Raw genomic sequence first — 22,046 nt, 5'->3', positions numbered from 1 at the left:
TAAACTTCTCTAAACTTTTGTGCATATTGCACTACAAAATAGGGGTTTGGTCCATTTTTTCAGGTTGAAAAAATACGGGAGTTTGCTATACTGATGATAACTTGTGAACCGACAAAACAGACGGGAGGTACCTATGGGAAAGGATTTGATTTTCATTTATAATCTTGTTCTGATTATGATTTACTCAGGCATTATCTGGATGTCACTCTTGCTCTTTCATTGGGAAAAAGAGAAACTGTTACTATGGACCGGCATTATTTTTTCCGCTATATTAATCGATGATATTGTGATATTTCTGTCAGAAATGTTTGTGAGCTTTGCAGATGTGTACAACAAAATTTTCATGATCGTTCCCACCCATAAGACCTTGATCTATCTGATTACGTCCCTTGGTTACCTGACCATTTTTAAAAAGCTGTTAAATCGGAAAATTACAAGAATTGATTATGGTATTTTGATGCTCTATGTAGTCTTCATGCTTTTTGTTCCCGCGTTAAAGAACTCGGCCATGAAAATGTGGCTTTATTTCTTCCCAAGCCAGGCATACAACTTCTATCTGGGAGCGATCAGTTATTACACAATAAAAAAGAACCCTGAAGAATTTCAGGATTCCTTTTCTCTATGGTGTAAAAGACTATTCCTTCTCACCATGATTTTTAATATTTTTATTGTTACAGAAGATACCATTGTTATTTTTAACTATGATACATATTCCAAATATTATGTAAACATGAACAACCGAAATCTATCTTCTGATGTTCTTTATTTGATATATGCGGGATTTGCTTCTGCTTACATTACCTATTCCCTCAACATACTGCTTAAGAATAACCGGATTGTTTCCACCGTTACCAGTAAGAAGGACTCTCTTCCATCTGATATAGAAGAAAGTCTGCTGTACCATTTTGGGGAAGCTTACCACTTAACGTCACGGGAACGGGAGATTCTTAAAGTGCTTTTGGAGGATAAGACCAACCAGGAAATCAGCGACGATCTTTATATCTCCCTGGGCACAGCGAAAACCCATATCCACAATATCTTTCAAAAGATTGGAGTCGTAAAGCGTCCTCAGCTGATTGAAGTCTACGAAACATATCGTTCCAGCCAATTGGCACCGGAGACGAAACAGGAGGCATTGGAAGGTTCTTAAATCGTTTGAATCTCTATTACAAGCTTTTTTACCTTGAAAGCTCTCAACTCTTTTGCATCCTCCCCAATGATTAAGTCACCATTCATCTCCTTAATCCGTCCGTCGGACCACTCGATCCGGATCTTTCTAATCTGATAAGATCCTGGTGTGATATCCTTCTTTTTATCAAAGTGATAGACCACCAGGGTCTTACCTAAAAATCTGGCTTCTATGCGTTTGCTCTCAGGGATTAAGTACTGTGGGATTGTGGGCTCTAAATTACAGATAAGCGTTTCTTTCTCCATGCGAAACGGCCGTTCTCCAAACATCATGACTTGCCACATCTGCAAGAATTCAGCCGTGGAACCGCTTAACCTGGCTACAAACCCTTTTCCGTGTATTTTTTCATCTGCATTGGCACTGCTTGCAAGGAAGGAAGAATTCTCCAAGAGGCTTCTTCCATACATTTCTTCTGACAAAAAAGGAATACAGGCATTGTGGAAATCTTCAAAAAATTCCTCATATAGCTTTAATCTTAACAGCTCCAGCAGATATTTGTATTCCATATGAAGCCAGATGGACTCATTCTCCAGCCACCCAGGGGAGAATGCTTTGGCTCTTCCTATCTCAAAGGAAGCCTCCTGAAGGGATTCGTTGACCTTATACATCTTAAGCTTTGAATCATATAGTCCTGACTTTTTTACCTTGTGGTATAAATTGATCTTATCTTCTCTGGAAACAGGAAGCTTGAAATACCGAACGTATCCCTCTAAGAATAATGGAAGGGGTACCGCCTTTACATTCACAGGAATTATATGTTCCCCTTCGCACTCATAGCGTTCAAATTCGTAGGAAAAATAAGTGGGAATCCCATCATTGCCGTCACAGACTGCATGTATGCCCTCTTCTACGTAGGAAATCCAGACTTTCAGCATTTCCTCCAGCTTCTGAAATGGTATTACAATCTCATCTCCATGGATTCCAAATACGGTCCGCTCCCTGTAATCTTCCTTATGCCGGTTGCACTCATTCCAGACCCACAGCTTACTCTTATGGTTCTCTTGATAGCTTTCAAAGGTTTTCTGAAGGCCATTCATAAAATCATGCAGCTCCACTGGCACTGAAACAGGGTAACAATACTGGTTCTGTACATTTTGGATCCATAGGAGTAAACGGTATAGCTCAAAGGTTTCCGGCATGGAGGAACCAAACAGTCCCGGAAGACCATTTAAGGCATCGTACCAGCCTGGTTTTCCACCCTCCATTTCAATACCATATCCCATCATATCCAGGGCAGCCACTTTATTCACTGCAAGCAATATGAGTTTTGAGATTAAATTGGTCCTATACTCCATTCCGGTTCCATAAGCCGTATGTACCGTATGAGTGGATACACCCTTTTTCCGTTCCTCGTCAAGAGCGTGGTATTGTCTCACACCATGTTTTGTCTGGACATACCTCTTATGACGGGGATTTACCACTGCTCCTGACTCATAAAACGTATAGCTTTTATCCAGATATAAAAGTTCCTCTTCCTTTTCCGGGTAAACAGCCAGGTAAGATTCTATGAGATCAAGATTATAGGTCCAATGATCCGTCCAGTAGCCTTCTGTAAATTCAGCCGGGAACTTTGGAATACTCACTTTTACTGCTCGATAGAGGAATTCTTCCCTGCTGCAAGCCAGAGCGATATTCTGCTGTTCCAGCAATGTATACAAGCTGCCTGGAGAATATTCTTTCTGGAAAAATTCCTTCACCACCAATCGGCTGTCTTTCTGAACCAGCTCCAAAACCTCATCCACTTGATTCATTTCATAGGCAACCTGCTTTAGGACCAGAGGATTATATCCGTCCAATTGAATCAGGTTATAAAACAGCTTAATGTTATGATCCTTCACATAAGGGGCAAATAATACATCACTTCTCCGGTTCTGATTTAAGTCCCTGAAGTTTCCATTTCCCTGAGAATAGTACTCGGGCAGCATGGAAAAATCATTGTAATCCCGCTCCATGTCTCCATGCTTTCTGGAATAGATATAAAAGTCAGAATCCTTCCCAAGAAGGATAGGAAAGCCGCCCCGTAAAACATTATCTATGAACGTCTGCCTGCAATAAGCATCAAAGACGGGATCGGCTGTTTTTGTTTCGATGGAATCTCCAAGCTGTCTGGTCAATTCTATTGCTGTCTCGTACTTTTTATCAAAATAGCTCCGGTCAAGCGTCTGGTTTGCATAAGCGTCTCGTATCTGCTTTGAGGCTGCCTGACCAATCACACTGTTCCACTCCAGCCCATTTCCCGGTGAAAGTAATTGTTCCACACAGGAAAAACCGGAGGGAACTGCATTCTGCCCAATCTGCTTTTTCTCTAACAGTGTTCTTAAATTATGCTTCATAAATCCAATGGGGCGCTCCAATGCAGTGTCATATTCAAATATCACCTCCGGGTCGCCGATGATTGGCAGAAGGTCTCCGGATTCCGAGAATGACAGCATGAAGTTGCCTCTTTCCACCTTGGAAACCATGGCATGATCTCCCGTGCTGTACCGCACCCGGTAATAAGGCATTCTTTTCTCTAAATCTTCCACCTGCATCCATGCTTTCATGGTCTGAGCCATATCCTTCATCGCCCTTAAATCAATTCCATAGGGAATGATTCCTGGAAGTCCATCGAGGATTTCCAAATCTAAAGGTTTGTTTGATATATTTTTAACGACCACTCTTCTTACAAAACCAGCCAGGGGTTCCTCCGGGAGGGTGAAATACCGGATATTGATTTTCAAACCGATCTGGTCATTGATTTCCTCCAATTCCAGCTCATTCATTCCCACATACATTCGTGTTTTAAAGGAATCGGAACGGAATGGCTCATATACTTCTTCCCCTATCTTTATAAAGGTGCGAAATCCCAGATTTCTCACAAGCTGGTATGACTGATGAGCCGGGTAAAATTCCAGAATGGAATGATTCTTATTCTCCACCCCAAAGCTTGCAATGGCCTGCCCACGGTTCACATAAAAGCTCCAGAGAGGAATGCCATGGATTCCATTGATTCCAGGCAGAAAACTGGAAAATGTGGTTTTCCGGTTATAATCTTCTATGATAAATCTTCCTCTATCATCAAACATCGCTTCTTATCCTTTCACTGCACCTGCTACCAGACTGTCCTGAATCTGATTGCTCAGCATAAAGTAAATGACAATGGTCGGCAAGGTGGCAATCACCATACCAGCACCAATGAGTCCCCAATCCGTGGAATACTGTCCGGCAAAGGACATGATACCTACAGGCAGAGTCCGGTAACGGTCGCTGTCTACAAAGGTGTTGGCCAGCATCAGTTCATTCCAGGTTCCTAAAAAGGTAAAAACAGATGCCGTTGCAAGGGCGGGCTTTATAATAGGAAGAATTATGGTTGCAAAGCAGCGGATAATCCCGCAGCCATCAATGCAGGCCGCCTCCTCAATCTCCATTGGAATGCTTTTATAAAATCCGGTCAGGATCATAATGCTCATAGGAAGAGCACCTGAGATATAAGGAATCAACAGCCCAAGATAACCTCCCTTTAATCCGGTTTTATCCAGAAGCTGAAACAGGGGAAGCAGTGCAGCCTGGGCCGGAATCATGATTCCCAGGGCAAACACGCCGAATACCAGGGCTTTTAATTTCCATTTCATTCTGGCTATGGCATAGGCGGCCATGGCTGACAACAGGCCGGCTATGATGACGGTGACCATGGAATAGAACACGGAATTTAAAAAATACTGGATCAGTTTGGTCTGAGTCAAGGCGGACTGATAATTTTCCCACCTCCAGAACCTTGGAAGTCCGATGATATTTTCTCCAAAAATCTCTCCGTTTGTCTTTAAGGAGAAAGTAATCAGCCAGTACAAAGGGAAAATCTGAGAGACTGCAATCAGGCTCAGCACCAAAAATTTAATTTTTTTTCTGATTTTCATGGTATCATCCCCCTCTTATATGGCTGAAGCATTTTCTTCTGCTTTTTTAAACAGCCGGCTCACGATAAAGGTAAAAATAAGGCACTCCACTACGATGAAAAACGCCTGGGCACTTCCATAGCCATAAAGCCCTTTTCGAAATAAATTATTATACATAAGGGTTGCCGGTACTTCACTGGCATGGTTTGGACCACCGCCTGTCATAACATAGATTAAATCGAAGGCACGTAAGGAACCGGTAATGGAGAAAATGACACATGTCTTTACCACCGGGGCCAGAAGGGGAAGGGTAATCTTTGTATTCACCTGCCATTTACTGGCGCCGTCGATCTGGGCCGCCTCATAATAGTCCGGAGAGATGGATTTAATTCCTGCGTAGAAAATAAGCATATGGTAGCCGATGTATTGCCACACTGCCGGAACCACGGTGGAAAGAAAGGCAGTCTCCGGGTTTGAGAGCCAGGAATAATTAAAATCAGAATATCCCATGGCACGAATGAGTCCATTTAAAAGTCCGTAATCGCTGTTGAACATCTTCATCCAAAGCTGACCGATGACCATACTGGATATTACCACCGGAAGAAAATAGACCGTCCGGAAAAACTGTTCGCCCTTCACTCCTCTTGCCAGTACCATTGCAAGAATGAGGGAAATGGGAAGCTGAATCAGCAGGGACGCTCCTACTAAGATAAGGGAGTTGGTCACTGCTTTGATGAAATGACGGTCCTCCGCAAACATCCTTAAATAATTTCCCAGGCCAATGAAATTCATCTTGCCGATTCCATCGTATTGAAAGAAGCTGTAGATTCCGGAAATGATCAGGGGAATGATACTGAAACAGACAAATAAAATGAGAGCTGGCAGTACAAAGCAGGCTACATTTCTTTTTTTCCCTAACATGTTGTTCATAAAAGACCTCCTTTTTGGCAAAAAAAGGGCATCGCCTCAGTCTGTAAGCGATACCCCCTTTGCTCTTACTTACTTGTTAATAGCCGCCTCATGTTCTTTTATGAATTCACCCGTATCCGCATTGGGTGCAAACAAGGTCTGGACCTGCTCATTGTGAATGGTGGCTGGCTCTGCATCTAAGGAAGTATCCCAGGCAAGAACGGCTGTGGTTCCCTGAGAAAGAAGATCCTTAATCTGTATGAACAGCGGATTTAATCCCTTCTCATCGATCTCTGTTTTCCAGCCGCTGAAACCGCTTCCTGTTTCATAGGCTGCTTCCCCCATCTTTTCATTGATGTAGATTGCAAACTTGGCTGCCTGGTCGGGATTCTTTGTGTTCTTATTGACCCAGAAGGATTCCACGAATCCACCGCAGTAATCTCCTTCATTTCCTTTGCCTGAAATCATGGGAATCTTCAAAGCAACTACATCCTCCGGCTTAATGGTAACCGTCTTATCGGAATAAATGCTGTTTGCAAACCAGCTTCCCATAAGCCTCATGGCTGCTTTCCCGTTTCCAAAGGCTGCATTGGCATCATCATTGCTCTGCTCTAAAGGATTGGCACCAAAGGCTCCCAGCTTGTATAATTCCTGAACCTTATCTGCAGCGTCCTTATATCCTTCCCCTTCAAAGGGAGCTTTTCCAGACAGCATCTTGTTGATATCCTCGGCACCTACTGACCGTAAGGCCAAAGCCTGATAGATAAATGCTGCGTTCCATCCGTCCTTTGCACCAGAAGCCATGGGTGTTACCCCGTCAAGCTTTGAAAGCTTCTCTACCGCAGTAACCAGCTGGTCATATGTTTGGGGCAGTTCTGCTCCTGCCTGTTCAAACAGGGCCTTATTGCAGTACAAGGTCATATACCAGGAGAACATGGGAAGGGAATAGGTTTTATCGTTGTATTCAAAGGCTGCCGTAGACCCCTCCAGCAATTTCCCCTTTACCTCATCGGTGATATATGGATCCAGAGGAAGCAATTTATCTGCATTCACCATCTTTCTGGCTGTTCCTGCTCCCCAGTAGTAAAACAGGTCAATTCCTTTGGCATCTCCTGCAAACTCTGCGGAGATTTTCGTCTTATAAGCTTCTGTATCCAGAGTCTGGGTATTGATCTCCACCTCTGGATTGTCTTTTATGTAAGCTGCTACTGCTTCATCATATTTCTTCTTTAACTCGTTGGTATCATTGGACCACTGGTGCCAGACATTTAACACCACCTTATCTTTTCCAGATTCCGATGATCCCGCTGCTGCTGGCGGCGTACTGCTCTTGCCTGCACAGCCTGCCAATCCCACTGCCAGGGCGGCAGTCAGTATAACGGCTGAAACCCTTTTTCCCATTCTTTTTTTCATTACAAATTCCTCCTCCTGGATTTTGTGAAACAATATGATACTATCAGTATACGGAAAACTGCTTTCTGACTCAATTTAATATTTTGACTCAATAGGTAAGAAATTTTACTACCTTTGTTTAAATTCCTTCACCGTGACGCCCACATGCTTTTTAAAGCAGATGCTAAAGTAATGGGAATCCCGAAAGCCAACCTTTTCCGCTATTTCATAGACTTTCAAATCCGTGGTATTGAGAAGGAGAATGCTTTCCTCGATTCGTTTTTTCATCACATATTCAATCAGACTTAAGCCAACCTCTTTTTTAAAGACCCGGCTTAAGTAGCTCTCATTGGAATAGACGTTAGCTGCTGCCGTCTTTAAGGACAGGTTGGGATCACAGAAATTCTCATTGAGATAAGAGAGCGCTTCTCTCACTACCTTATTACCCTGCTTCGTCTTTTTACCATTGTGATAATCCAGAATGAGATTCATACAGTCTTTTAGGAACCTGCGGCAATCCTCCAGAGACTGAATTCCCCGTATTCCTTCATAAAGAGCCTCTTCTCCAATGAGTTGCTCCAGACTGTCCCCATATTTATGTAAGGTGCTTCCTGCCTTGGAGGTCAAGTCCATGGTCATAAGCCTTAGATATTCCACCTCAGTCACCTTTGAATTTCTGATTCCACTAATATAATCTTCTATGAAGGTCCATACCCGTTCCGATATTCCATTGGTCAGAGAAAAGAGAAAATCGTCCCAGTCAAACATCAGTTTCCCTGGATTTTTCTCCTTGACGCGCAGATATTCTTCATAGGTAATGACCTGGTTACCTCCTAAGAGGACCGATGCACTTAGGGCATGTTCCGACTCAGTAAAGGCTGTTCCGATTCCCCAAAATCCATGTTGGATGCCGCTGATACCGATGATTGCACTTAACCTGTTATCAGAAAGTACCTGGTGAAATTCCCGGGCAATCTCCTTTCCTTTCGTTACACTGCTTCCCACGCAGAATATAATCATGTGTTTCATATAATGAAGAAAGGAAATGGTCTGGGGAATCTCATGTTCTCTAAAAAGTTTCATTGCTTTTTTATGAGGCTCCATGTCTTGGTTTTCTTCTTTTATATGGATACTAAGGCAGCAGCAGGAATCAAGAAGGGCTTCACAGCTATAAGCATGGAGTTTTTTCTCTGCTTCCTCTTTGGTAATCCGCTGCTCTACCAGCCGTTGAAAGAAGCTTTCCATTAATATATCCTGGTCTGCGGACACATTCTGTTTTAGCATCTCCACTTCCTGCTCGTGGGCCTTTTCCTTCCCAATTTTCATTTTAATCCGGGCTGCAATGTCTGACAGCTCATTCATATCCACCGGCTTTAAAAGAAAATCTTCCACCCCCAGCTTAACGGCCTGCCTTGCGTATTCAAATTCCCGGTATCCTGTTATGATGATGACATGTACCTTCTCATAAAGGGAATAGATATGTTCCGCCAGCTTAAGCCCATCCATATGAGGCATGTTAATATCTGTTATAATCAGCTCCGGCCTTCTGTGTTTAATAAACTCCAGGGCTTCCATACCAGAAGAAGCTTCCCCTATAATCTGAAAGCCATGTTCTTCCCAGGGAAACCCCTTGCTGATTAATACACGTTCCAGTTTTTCATCGTCAACAATCAGTACCTTAATCAACCCAATAATCCCCCCTTGTATCCAGACGTTTGAACCTCACTGCCACTTCCGTTCCATTGCCCAGTTCACTGTGTATGAGAACCGGCTGTTTAATCCCGTGATAGAGGGTGATCCGCTGCATCAGATTATACAGCCCAAAACCAGATTTCCCCGTTGCAAGCCTTCCCTCCATAATTTCCGCAATCTTCTCTTCCGACATTCCAATTCCGTCATCGGATACGATGAAAATAATCTCATCCTCATCGGAAAATACCCGAATGGATATGGTTCCTTTTCCGTCCTTTGGCTTGATTCCATGGTGCACCGCATTCTCCACCAGGGGCTGAAGTAGAAGCTTTAATATCTCACATTCCTTTACCTCTTCCTCCACATCAATCTCTGTCCTTATTTCATTGTCATAACGGATATTCAAAATGGTCAGATAGCTCTCAATGCAGTTGATTTCATCCTTTATCTTTATGAAATCAAGACCACTGTTCAAGCTGTTTCGGTAAAACCTTCCAAGTGCCTGAGTCATCTTAAAACAGTTATCGTAATCCTTCATCAGTGCCAGGGCGGAGACTGCATCCAGGGTATTATATAGAAAATGAGGATTGATCTGGGCTTGTAGCAGGTTCAGCTCTGTCTTTGCAATGATCTGCTCCTCCTCCTTTACTTTACGAATCAGGTTCTTTATGGAGGTGGTCATGTGATTGAATCCCTTTTTTAAATTGTTGATCTCATTTTTCTGATGGCTTACCTCCATCTCTACAAACTGCCCCTGTTCCACCAGCATCATATGGGTTTCCACTTTCTTTAGGGGGTGGAAAATAAAACGGGTCAGCATGACGGAGCAGAAAAAGACGAAAATCACATTGATACAGATGATTAGAACAACCACGGTGGAATAGTATGGGGCCAGAACCGTGATATCATCAAATTGAAACAGTCCTGCCAGCTTCCAGTCTTCAATGCCAATATCCTGGGAAATCACAAGCCGGTTATCTTCCCTTACTAAGTCTTTTTTCGGCGCCACAATATACTCGCCCTTACTGTCAATGATATAGAAATCATTTTTCTGGGCATCGCTGACCTGATTGAAATAATTACGGATGGTTTCCTCATTGACAGTGACCAGTAAAATAGCCAGGGGCTTATAATTATTGACATCCCGGATCTCCCGGACATAGGTGATATATGGAGTATCCCCATAAAATTCAATGACCCCTTCGCTTCCTTTCATGAAGAACCCATTTCCCCTGTGCTCCGCAATTTTCTGATACCACTCAGCGTCCAGAAGCTTATCCATTGACACAGTCTTGGGAGCCATTTTATAAGAGCTGTAGGTGTTGTGATAGGAATCAATGATCATAACGCTGGATATGTACTCTCCGGACAGTATCATGTTGACCAGACTCTGCTTGATGGTCTTTTGAATAGAGGGATCAATGGAGGCATTGTCCACGTGCCTTAATACCTCCTGAACATTTTTATCAAAATAAATGAGATTGGAAAACTGGGTCACATTTTCAAAAATCAGGGACAGGTTTCCTTTCAGGGCGCTGACGGTCTGGGTTCCCGCATTTGTAATCTCATTTTTCGTATAGGAGCTGTTAATGACCGAGATGACAGAAAATGTGATGACAAATGAAATAAACAGGATGGTCAAATACATCACCAATATCTTAGTCTTAATTCTCATGTTGTTCCATAGCTCTCTCAAACCGGTCATAGCGTTCTCCCCTTGTATTCATCATACCCTTATTCTAATGTTTCTGGTAGAAAATGTCAAAAGAGTCACCAGCTTTTCTGATTGCCTCAATCTGGGCTTCATTCAACTTTTCTGTGGGGGAATTATCATCTGTGGTATCCTGATTTTCTATAATGAGAACGCTTCCTTCCTCATCTAAGGTATGAGTATGCCAGACCCCTTTCTTTACATTATAAAGCTGGTTCTTCTCCATCTTCACCCATTGGATTTCTTCCGGATGCTCCCCACTACCTCCTGAGAAAAGGACACAGTTCCCTTCCAATAAAACAAACACCTCATCTGTTTCCAAATGCCTTTGCATGGTGACAAGCTGATCCACTCTTACATCAAGACAGTAATTGAGAACCGCCACTCTCCAGGTCTCGTAATCGATTAGGGGCAAATAACCCTGGTGCTGTATTTTAGTTCTTTCAATTCCATTCATTCCGTCAGTCCCTCCCCGTTCCTTTTAAGCTTACTTCAATGATATGCAGCTGGTGTTCAGGCAGGCTTATGATATCTTCTCTCACAATCATGGAACCCTGTTTTCCTGATTGATAAAGTACGCAATTTATGGTGATGTCACTAACCTGATATGTCTCCGGCTCTAACTGCTCTGGATTTTTATAAATGATCTTTAAGCTTCTTCCTGCAAATTCCAAGGAAGCAGATGCCTGGTTATTTTCATCAAACTGCTCCTTTAGAAGCTGGGGCCGGAACGTTAAGTTCCCATAATATCCTCTGATTCCAAACATCTGGGTCAGCACCGTAACCAGATACCAGCTTGCCGCTCCGGTTAGATAGTGATAAACTCCTCTCCCGCTTGCGTCGATATATTCCGGGATTCCAGGATAAATCCTGCTCTTTTCAAAATCACTGCAATGGTCAAATAAGGCAAAAAGCGCTCCATATCCTTCTTTGGAAGCCTGCCTCCGGTATAGGGCATTGCCAAACATAACGGCCATATGAGAAAATACCGCTCCATTTTCCTTATGTCCATAGGCAAATCCGAACATTCTGCCTAAATCCATCTTTACCTCATGAAAATCTGTATTTAACCGATACCCGCCTACTTCTCTCCGGTACAGGTATGCGTTTGCTGATTTTACAATCTCCCTGACCTGATGATCGGTCGCAGTCCCGGACATCAGAGTAAACACCTGACTGGTAAGCATCATGCGAACTCCGGTCTCATGATCTCCTTCTACCTTTTTTCCTGAATTGTCATAATAGCCGTTGTACCAGCCATGACCGTCCTTGGAGGAGACCCATTCCGTTTCCCGAATGTGATTGTAAATCCATTCAGCTTTCCCTTTTAAGTTTTTTTGCAGCGTCTCTCCGCTTATGGTTATCTTTTCTCCGGAGACCTGGTGAATTGATTTGTTACAATACTCAGCCAGTATTTCTTTTTTCCGATTAATATCATCATATATCGTTACATCCTCGGTCAACAAAACCAATATCTCTTCTGCCAGCTGAAATTCGTTGATTCCCTGTGCTTTTAGGGTAGCAAGAAGTGTTGCAAGACCATCTAAATTAGAGGCGTACATGGCGGTAAATGCCACACTTTCTCCCCTTTCATTGGCTAAATCAAGGGCATCATTCCAGTCAGCCCCTCGGATTCTTATGTGATTGTGCTCTCCCACTTCATAAAATGACGTAAGATTCTGAATCAGTAAATGTTCCAGAATGGTTCCGACATAAATGTGATTCTCCTTGTCTTTTAACCGTTCTCCTTCTTCTGGCTTCCAAAGGGTATCCTTTTCCTCTCCCCGCACTGCCTGCATGTCTTTAAAATAGGAGTTGCTCTCCAATAAAATTCCTAAATCTCCAGTTTGATGTATGTATAATTCCGTGGTCAAAAACGGCCATATCCCATGATCCATCCAGACTCTGGTGATGTTGTTCCTGTCTGCAATAAATTCTCCCTGACTATTTCCTATAATAGTGGCATTGGTCCCATCAAACCGCACTCCTCCGAAGTTATCCAGTAACATCTGACGGACTCCCCCTGGGTTCATCATAAGAAGAGCCAGACAATCCTGCCATAAGTCTCTCCAGCCACGTCCGCCTTTTCCATAGTCATGATGGGGCAAAAAGGAACAGCCGTAGATTCTTCTTAGCATGGGCTGAAAGCTTACCCACTTCATAAAGCGGTCGAACTCAGAATTTCCCGTCTGAAGACTTACATTCACCTTTTCCTTCCAGTATTCTTTTGTCTCATTCCAGCACCTATCAAAGGCTGCTTCTGATAAGAAGCCGCAGCAGTTTTCCATTAAGTCTTTTTCTGACTTCCCATACCCCATGGCGATTACATAGGTAATGGTTTCCTGAGGAGCTACTCTGCATTCCGAAAAGCAAAGACCGCCTAAGGCTTCATATCCACCAGTCTCATAATTAGCTCCCTTTACATCAAGACAGCTTTCAAATAAAGCTCTGGGAGTTTCTAAATTACCACCCTCTCCAATAAAGTCCCCAAGGACTGGATAATACCCCATGGGCTTTTGAGTCTCATTTCCACCGAACACACCATAGGAGCGATCATTTCTCTTATGCCCTCTCTCATCAAAGGTCATGGTGGGAGTCACCACAACACCGTGATCCGTCGTTTTAATCCGGTGCAAAAGAGCCGTTACATGGCGGTGATCTCTGATGTTATCGGCAGAGCGGGCATACAGGGGAATGGCTGTGATGACTTGTAAGTTCTTATATTCGTTAGAAATGTTTTGTATCTGGATCTTCATTAATTCCACGGTCTCACCAGTAGCAGGAACCACGCTGCTAATTTCTGCCTTACACCCAATTTCTTCCGAGATTCTGGTGATCTTATGATGCATGAATCCTGCTTCTAAAACCACAGGTTCCTTGTATCTGGAAAACTTCTTTGCCTGCTGCCAGGCAGAGCGTCCGGTCAGGGACCATACCTCTTTTCCATTGATTCTGCACCAGATATTTCTGGACGATCTGTCATTGTGAAGATTCTCTATGCTCACCGGCGGCAGTAAAAAGGAGTTCTGATCCATCTTACTGTCTCCCCCAAGGTCTGGCGATATACTGCTCATGACTCCGGCTTCATTGGCCAGAGGAAAATATAACCCGCTTACCAGGTCTGGATTTTCCATGATAAAATCTCCCTGTTCCCCTAATAGTTCATACTTCATCCCAGTTCCCTTCCTTTCATCCTCATGGTTTTCTTAAATTATATCCTATGGGGATGGATTACTGAATCAAAATATTTTGGAGAAAAGGTTATTATTTTTACTTTTCTATATGCCTAATTAATTTCCACAAGTTTATAATTTACTTTTTGTCTGCCAGCGTTGAATTTAAACATATTTTCATAGTATTCAGAATTTTCAGTATAGCTAAGACCATAATTAACCTTCATGGTTTGAAGTATTCCTTTATCATAAAGAAATCCCATACCATAAGTATCTCCATTCTCCAGTTCAAAGAAATAGTGAATTTTCTTAGTTGAATATTTAGAATTATCACCTCCATAATATACCAAATAATAGCTTTTCTTTATGGGTGATTTGCCTGCTATACTGGCTAATATACTTTTTCCTTTTTCATACCATACTTGCCAATTAGGAAACTCGCCAGTTTGGGAACAAGAAGCATTGTATTCTCTGTCTTCATAATATACGGAATCTAATTTTCCATCCTGGCTTGATACTAAGATACTGCAATCATCTCTATATCCCTCTTTTATCTCCAGTCCAGAGTATTTTATATCGTAATAGCCAAAGGCGTCATTCTCCTCAATAAACATTCTTTCAGGATCAGGTTTGACTTCATATGCTGCCTCTATAAAATTCTTAGCTGTTTCTAATGCCTGTTCCTCTGTAATGATTGCCTTTACCTGTACAGTATCCTCCATAATTCCTTCTGTCCCATTGATTGCATCTAAACTGTAGCTCTCTTTATACTCATAATCAATCATTTCCAGTAGTTCTTCATCTGTCAGCTCACGAGATGGAAGGTACCATGTTAAATATTTATCATCGTAGATTACAGCATTAGGATCGGCCTTCTCTACTTGTTTTAAAATTTTAATCCTTCCTTTTGGAAATCTTTCTCCTTTTTTATAAAGGCTCGTCAATTGATCTCGCCTTAGTCTTTCATCCCAGCTTAATTTTCTTGAATAACGGGCCGTCTCTCCTTCGGAATTTTGAACAGAATCATATACCTCTTTGATTTCCTCCTTTGTCATATGGGATAACCATTGTTTTAGACTTTCTCTAACCTGGGCCATAACCGGAGTACATAATAAAATTACCGTTAGTACTGAAAAGGCGACAATAACTTTTAGCTTCATTAGATTCTTTCTCTTTTTACTATACTTTCCTTTGCATTCCTGAATAATCCTGTCTTTTGCTGCTTGGTCCATATGTATTTCATTTACTGCTCTTTTTAAGTTTTCTTCACTAATCCAATTTTTCATATCTGATTCTTAAAGCCTCCCTTCCTCTTTGTAATTGCTTTTTGACTGCATTTTGTGAACAATGAGTCAAGTCCGATATTTCTTTCACCGAATATCCCTCAATGTAATGGAGATAAATTGGCAATTTGTATTTCGATTTTAAATGAAACAATTCAGCCAATAATTCTCCTGATTGCTCCTCAACGGGATAATCAAAACACTCACTTATATCGCAAACAGGATGTCTCAGATGAAAACGTCTCAAATCCTTACATATATTAGTAGTCACTTTAATAAACCACGCCTTTTCATGTTCCTCATTATTAAAAACAGGTTGTTTTTTCAGAAAACGCAAAAATGTTTCCTGTACGACATCTTCGGCATCGTGTTGATTGGCCAGCAAAACCAATGCAATGCGATATAGCTTATCCCCATATTTTTGCATTAATTCCTCTGAATCATTTAAATTGCTTTCCATGTTCTCCCTCTCTTTAAAGATATCTATTATACTGTATATTATAAACACGAATGAATTTATTGTAAGGTGACAAAAGATATGAAAATAACCTTAAATTTAAGTATTTAGAGAAATAAAAAGGTTGCCCCCAAAATATGGAGGCAACCTTTCTATTTCTAAAGTTAGTTCATATTAAATTCAAACACTTTTTAAAACCAATCAAATATCACCTGATGGAATGAATGAATGAAACTTCCGTGAATATATGTTTCTTTATTTCTCAATCCAGGCTCCATTTTCATCCACCTGATAGCCATCCGGCGTTGTCTTGTTCATCAGGCAGTCTCCGTTTTCCTTATCCAGGTAATACCATTTCCCATCTGCCATAATCCAGCCCGTTACCATTCCGCCATAAGATAAATTCAGATAGTACCATTTTCCATCCACAGCCTGAAACCAGCCTACCGCCATATATCCACTCTGGTTGAAATAATACCATGTTCCATCTACCAGACACCACTCCTGCACTGCAATCGTGCCGTCCTTTTTAATGAGACACCAAGCATTTTCACTGTTCTTCAGCCATGTTCCAGTGTCAGCTTCTTTTACTTCTACGGCTTTTCGCCTGCGGTTTTCTACCTCTTTTTTATCTGTCTTTAAATCATATATTGGCGTATCGTCCTCTGAATCGGAATCCTCCTGTGGTTCTGTACTGGTCTCACCATCGTCAGGTATAGTCTTTATCGTGTCAAAATATATCCCCTTTTCCCATTGGAGAACTGTCATCTCAATGGCTCCGGCTCCGCTGTTAGGAATCACAAGCTCCTTTAATTTCTCTGCCGGATACAGCACAGGTGCCTTATATGGAAGCTTACTCTTAAATTTCCCTGCATCAAGCACTAATATGGAAGGATCAGTCGTGCTGTTGGATTTTGGCTTAAGCTCAGTCTTTACTCCGTCCATATAATAAACGGAATTGATTGCATTGATATAACCTGATGGACTATCGCCATTGCCGCTGTTTAGGGCATTTACAATACTGTCAATATAGCAGTTTTCTAAAAGTATCTCTCCTCCGCAGGTAGAGCTTGCGCCATTGCTTACAATCTTTGCTGCTGCCTCACTGTTTTCTATGGAATTCTTAACCTGGTATAAATCTGCCGCATCAAGCACGCAGTTATACACATGGGCCGCTCCGTATCTCAGCCTTGGCATACGGTCCATAGAATCCTTATAATAATTGTTTGCCAGTGTCAACCTGATATTTGCCGCATTGACAGCATCATCGGACTGCCCCAGAAGATGGGTCTTCTTCTGACCATATGCATAGTAGTATACCTGCTCCCTGGTCATATGAAGGTCATTGATCAAATGGGTATAATAAGGGTATTTCTGTGGATTAGAAGCAATTTCGTCCATTATATCATCAAAGAAATCTCCTCTGCTGGCTGGTAAAAAGCTGCACCAGGAAATGGTGATGTTGCTGGTTTTTGAAGTACTTGGATTTTTAACGTCAATAACACCGTCATATGCCTTATAAAAGGTACAATGATCCACCCATATGTTGGTGCTTTCATTTTCAATGGTCATATAATCCCAGTCATTTCGGTCATAGCCTCCTTCAGTCTCCTCATCCCACTCCCATAATTCATCAAGGACCAGATTTCTGATAATGATGTTAGAGGAATTGCTGATATCAACATTCGCATGAAGCAGTGCGGAACCATTTCTTGAAAAAATCGTCAGATTACTCATGTTCTTAAGCATTAATACGGAAACACCAGTCTCCTTTAATACTGGATGAGTGAGGGCCTGGGCACTGTATGGCTTAATCAGGCTGCTGTAGTCGGCGTAATTTTCTATTTCCTTGCTTCCCAGCTTAATGTCCTCTGTGATTTCGATTACCGATTTTTTACCGCTGTCATTGGCAGACTTTAACGCCTTTAGGAAGGACTCCCCATCGGAAACTGTATAATAATTCTCTGAGGTTTCCTTTAAAAGACCTCCACCGGTTACGTTTCCTGACTGAGCATAGCCTTCTAAATTAAAAGCCCCCAAACCGGTATCATCTCCGTCTTTTATGTTGTAGGTATCCTGGGCGTATCCGACTATTACGTACTTCGGCGCTTCATTTGTAATTACATTGCCCTTATAATCTGCGGAACGGCTGTTCGTCTCCTTTTCAGGTTCCCAACCAAGAAGGGAGGACCCAAGCATTGCCTCTGCCTTTGCCGGAGAGATCTGTCTGCGCTTTTCATTGATTGCATACGATGGGCCATAGCTTCCAAATTCGAAAAATCTGGCCTTCCTATAGGAATTTCCGCTCATGTCATCATAGCTTTCTTCCCCGTTTATTACCCCTCCCATATAAGTATTAATAAAGGTTAAATAGCCGTCAGCCCCCCATGGCCTTCCCAGACGGTATTTACTTCCGCTGCATCCCTCCTCCGAGAGGATGCGGCAGTCATAAAAGGTAAGTCCGTACGCTGCGGTCTCTGAGGTCTTTGGTGCGCTCAGGTAGCCGCTGTTTTTTACACCGTTATAGCGGAATATCAAATCGCAGTCATTAAATAAGGCTCTGGGGTCGTTGCCGTAAATAAAATCCACATTACCAGTGATCATGCATTTATAATAGTACTGCTTGCCTACATTTGCGCACAGAGTATCCTGATAGCCCTTTAAGGCAAGATTTACATAGACAGCACCCTCTGCATCATTCCTGAGGGCATCTGCAGACTCATTGCTTCCAGTTCCAAGGTACTGGTAATCATTTTCAATGGTGAGATTCTCTGCCGAGAATCCTTTTGCTTCGCTTGTCACATAAACCGCACACCTGGTTTTCATATCCCCACCTTCCGGACTTTCCAGTCTGTCATAGAAGTGGATATTAACCTGGTCTCTGTCTTCCCCTATCAGAGAAAGGTACGGTTTATCAATAACCAGATGCTCTCTGTAAGAGCCCTCCTTTATAAGGATTACCTTTCTTATTTTAGAATCGGAAGGCACTGCATCGACAGCGGCAGAAATTGTCTTATAGACAGGAATCCCATTTTTTAAATCTCCGTCGTTACCGGAATAGGAGCCATCTACCACCATATCGTAATTCGTCAGATATACGTAGTTAAAGGTCTTTCTGGTAACGGCTCCTTCTGAATCTGTAAATAAAAGATTGACATCATTGCGTCCTTCCTTTAATACCAGGTTAAGCTGGAAGCTTCCGCCTGCCTTTATCTCCTTTTCCGTATCCTGTTGGCTTCCGTTTACCATTGCTTTTAATTTACAGGCTTCCTCTGCGATACCTTCTAGCACTATCTCCTTTTGATAGGACGTGTCATAGGATTTCTTGGTAATTACCACTGGAATCGCCTCATCCTCATAAACATACTGGCCCTTCCTGGGTCCGGTGGCAACTGCCCACACCTCCTGTGAGGCATTACTGCTGTTGATACTGGAAAATGCTTTGACGTAATAATAGTAGGGCATTTGCTGTGTTATGGTGCTGTCTGTATATTCAGGAACTTTGGAAGTTCCAATGAGCCTTGCTCCTGCTTTTGTTTCATCATAGGAATAACGGTATATCTCGTATCTGTCCGCTGTTTCCACAGTCTCCCATGACAGCTTAATATTATCTTCCTCTGCTGTGGCTGTAACTGTCGGGGCTGTAAGCGCAGCCGTTATTGTTACAGGCTTTTCTATGGTTACCCACTGGTTTCGATCCTCGACAGACGGAGCATTGCCAAGTGTTCCGCATACTCTAAAATACCATGAGCCGCTGCCTGTGATTGGATAATCATAGGTGTTAACCGTCAGATCATCAGCCACATCTTCCCAGCTTACGCCATCTCTTGATACCTGGAGAACATACTTTTCATCTCCTGTACATACCTCTCCCGTCCAGGTAACATGAATAAATTCTCTGGAGGCATCAGCCTCAGCCATGACCTTCTGTGCAACAGGAGCGGTTCCCTCCGGCTCATAGCAGTCATTCTGGTCATACAGGATTTTGTCGTCCTCATCATAAAGCATCATGTTGGTAATTACGGCGGTTCCGCTAGCTAAGGCGAATCCATAATAGCACTCAGTATCAGCCTTATCCTCCTTAAACAGGAGATTTTTTCCGTCGTCATATTTGAATGTATAGCTGTTTTCTCCGTCAGACTTCGTCTTATAAGTAACAAAAAGTCCTCCATCTGTTTTCCGAGCTGTGAAAGTAACCCTTTCCCCGTCTTCTATGGTCTGATTGGGTCCGCCTGCTCCTACCAGCTCTGAGGTTGTTTTAGATAAAATTCCTCTAAGCCCTGTCTTTCCCCTGATGCCCACGGTCGTGAGATACTCTTCATCAAAGGCTCCAAAGAAAACACCGCTGGAGCTGCTTGTGGTTCCTGCCTTTAAAACGACATCCGCAGATAATACCTGCCAGTCCTTTGTCTTTGGAAATACATAATAACTGACCGAATTAAGACCTGCGCTTGTCATAGCACCGCCTACCTGAGTGAGTATAAGCCTCTGCCCCTCTGGCGCAACGGTCAGATTATCTCCCATTCCGAAGTCAGCCACAGCCGGCATTACAGGCTGTTCCTTATAAGTAACCTCTTTGGGCGGATATACAAGTGTGACTGATTTGATGTAAGCAGATCCATCTGACGTGATATCAATGTAACCCTTTTCCCCCTCATACTTGTACACAAAAGGATTCTGATCTTTGGCAGACACGCCTTTGACAGAATACAATGCGTATTGAGGCCCGTATGCCTCCACCGACATGGTACAGTCTCCTGTTACAGGGATTCTAATGACAGCTCCAGTAACAAACTGGCTGGAATTGGCTGACTTCACATCTCCGTTTGGCAGAACCTTTCCGCTTGTGGCATCAATGACCGCTCCCTTAAAATACCCTGTTTGATTCTGAAGCGTTTTTTGATAATAATCATCGGTTCCATCGGCGTAAAAACTCCAGTCTGTCACTGGCTTTAAGTCCACCCTCTGAGTGATATCCTTATCCTTAATGGTGATGCTCTCTCCGTCTGATATCTCATACGCCAAACGGTCTGCCTCTCCTCCAAAGGAAAAGATATAGTTTCCTTCTGTAAGCTCAATTTTTTCACTGGTTTTAAAAGAATAAACCTGATTTGTCTCCGTATTCTTATAAGAATACTCCATACCAGCCAAATCAATATTCTCCGAAAAGCTTATAGATACGGAATGCTTCTCAGAGCTTGTTACTGAGAAATCACAGTCCTCACTATCTGTACCGCCAGATACCCGAATCTGATCCAGACCAGAAATCTTGTAATGGTCATTATCCAGGAAGATCTGATACCCCTCTTCCTCATCATAGACAGGTACCATTACTTCATAGCTGGCTTCTCCATCGCTGAAATTAACGATATCCGTAAATGTCTCCTTTGTCCTTTCATTTAGAAGAACCACCTTTACATTTTTCGGATTATCCCCGTTTTCCACTTCTAAACGACCAGAAATATTAACATCTACTGCCGGAAAGCTCTTTACCTCCAGACTCTTTACATATTGAGAGCCTGAAGCTGCAACAGTAACAGCTGCCTGCTTTGCTCCCTTTTCAAGTACAAAGCGATATGTATAGGCACGGTAATTGTTATCTATATCCGTATAGCTCTCTGCTTTACAGGACTTAGCTCCCTGAACCACCACAGCGCTCTCTGCCCCCTCCAGAATTCCAGAGCCATCCGAAGAAGCATGGCTTCCGTCCCAGACTTTATGAGCAATAATTTCAAACTCGAAGACTTCTCCGGCTGCCGGAAGCTCTAGTGTGGTTCCTTTGTTTATCTGAGTCCGTTCTGCCTGAACATTAAATTTACCCGCAGAAGCATCGATTCCAAAACTCTGCCCCTCGCTGTTTGTATAGGTTCCCTCGCCTTTTTGAATCGTATCTGTTTCCTGATCAGCTGAATCCTTTAATATTCCATCTCCTTTTATAAGACTCCATGTTCCTTCAAAGACCTCAGAAGAAACCTTTAATGCTTCTGATGGAGTTGTCTCTATACCTTTTACCGCCTTTACTTCTGAGATTTCAGCCTCCTTCTCTTCCACTGATACAGAGGCTTCTGATGGTGTTGCTTCTGACGGCGTAGAATAGCCAGCCTCCTTCTTATGTGGAATCATCTCCATGATGTCCCCTAATGTTGCAAAAGCCTGAAAACTACTGTTTGAGCACAGTACCACTGCTGCCAATCCTGCTGCTGCAACTCTTGCAAATACCTTTCTCCTGACTCCCAATTGTAATCCCCCTTATTCTTCGTTAAACTGCAAGCATCATTAATATCTTCTCTGACTATGTAAGAGCTTACACTATTATACATTTATATTTATAAAAAAGTAATTGATAAAACAAATAAATCAAGTAGCGT

Annotated in this window: 12 protein-coding genes; 1 reads left to right on the top strand and 11 read right to left on the bottom strand. The window is 42.5% G+C overall.

All coding sequences use genetic code 11. The annotated features are described in order from the left end of the window. Positions 1 to 133 precede the first annotated feature (133 nt). The gene (locus T546_RS26130; RefSeq protein ID WP_051629853.1) at positions 134 to 1,150 is read left to right on the top strand and encodes a helix-turn-helix domain-containing protein; all 1,017 of its coding nucleotides are present in this window, start codon (positions 134 to 136) and stop codon (positions 1,148 to 1,150) included. Here the strand turns inward: T546_RS26130 and T546_RS0113895 are convergent. The 11 genes from T546_RS0113895 to T546_RS24675 form a co-directional block, all read right to left on the bottom strand. Then, entirely contained in the window at positions 1,147 to 4,254 is a 3,108-nt protein-coding gene (locus tag T546_RS0113895; RefSeq protein ID WP_026892135.1) for a hypothetical protein, read from the bottom strand. The genes T546_RS26130 and T546_RS0113895 overlap by 4 nt on opposite strands. Positions 4,255 to 4,260: 6 nt before the next feature. After that, on the bottom strand, positions 4,261 to 5,082 hold the full coding sequence (locus T546_RS0113890) for a carbohydrate ABC transporter permease (protein ID WP_024834965.1): 822 nt from the start codon (positions 5,080 to 5,082) through the stop codon (positions 4,261 to 4,263). Between the two features lie 15 nt (positions 5,083 to 5,097). Next, complete coding sequence (locus T546_RS0113885; protein ID WP_026892134.1) at positions 5,098 to 5,991, bottom strand: carbohydrate ABC transporter permease; 894 nt, start codon at positions 5,989 to 5,991, stop codon at positions 5,098 to 5,100. A gap of 69 nt (positions 5,992 to 6,060) precedes the next feature. Further along, a complete protein-coding gene (locus T546_RS0113880) occupies positions 6,061 to 7,383 on the bottom strand; it encodes an ABC transporter substrate-binding protein (RefSeq protein ID WP_026892133.1) in 1,323 nt (440 codons plus the stop codon). A 108-nt stretch (positions 7,384 to 7,491) separates the two neighbouring features. Continuing rightward, entirely contained in the window at positions 7,492 to 9,048 is a 1,557-nt protein-coding gene (locus T546_RS0113875; RefSeq protein WP_026892132.1) for a response regulator transcription factor, read from the bottom strand. Beyond that, positions 9,041 to 10,759 (bottom strand): cache domain-containing sensor histidine kinase, encoded by a 1,719-nt coding sequence (locus T546_RS0113870; protein WP_026892131.1) that lies wholly within the window; start codon positions 10,757 to 10,759, stop codon positions 9,041 to 9,043. Before T546_RS0113870 ends, T546_RS0113875 begins: the two co-directional genes overlap by 8 nt. Before the next feature lie 34 nt (positions 10,760 to 10,793). After that, a complete protein-coding gene (locus T546_RS0113865; protein ID WP_026892130.1) occupies positions 10,794 to 11,222 on the bottom strand; it encodes a cupin domain-containing protein in 429 nt (142 codons plus the stop codon). Between the two features lie 4 nt (positions 11,223 to 11,226). Then, complete coding sequence (locus tag T546_RS0113860; protein WP_026892129.1) at positions 11,227 to 13,938, bottom strand: GH36-type glycosyl hydrolase domain-containing protein; 2,712 nt, start codon at positions 13,936 to 13,938, stop codon at positions 11,227 to 11,229. A gap of 113 nt (positions 13,939 to 14,051) precedes the next feature. Continuing rightward, positions 14,052 to 15,224, bottom strand: coding sequence for a hypothetical protein (locus tag T546_RS0113855; RefSeq protein WP_026892128.1), 1,173 nt, complete (start codon positions 15,222 to 15,224; stop codon positions 14,052 to 14,054). After that, entirely contained in the window at positions 15,208 to 15,681 is a 474-nt protein-coding gene (locus tag T546_RS0113850) for an RNA polymerase sigma factor (protein WP_026892127.1), read from the bottom strand. The genes T546_RS0113855 and T546_RS0113850 overlap by 17 nt, the downstream gene beginning before the upstream one ends. A gap of 252 nt (positions 15,682 to 15,933) precedes the next feature. Next, positions 15,934 to 21,915: a pectinesterase family protein gene (locus tag T546_RS24675; RefSeq protein ID WP_051629851.1), complete on the bottom strand. Its 5,982-nt coding sequence runs from the start codon at positions 21,913 to 21,915 to the stop codon at positions 15,934 to 15,936. Between the last annotated feature and the right edge of the window lie 131 nt (positions 21,916 to 22,046).

This window comes from [Clostridium] aerotolerans DSM 5434 (assembly GCF_000687555.1).
Taxonomy (GTDB): domain Bacteria; phylum Bacillota; class Clostridia; order Lachnospirales; family Lachnospiraceae; genus Lacrimispora; species Lacrimispora aerotolerans.
Note: the sequence above shows the minus strand (reverse complement) of the source record. Positions and strands in the feature narration are given on the sequence as shown.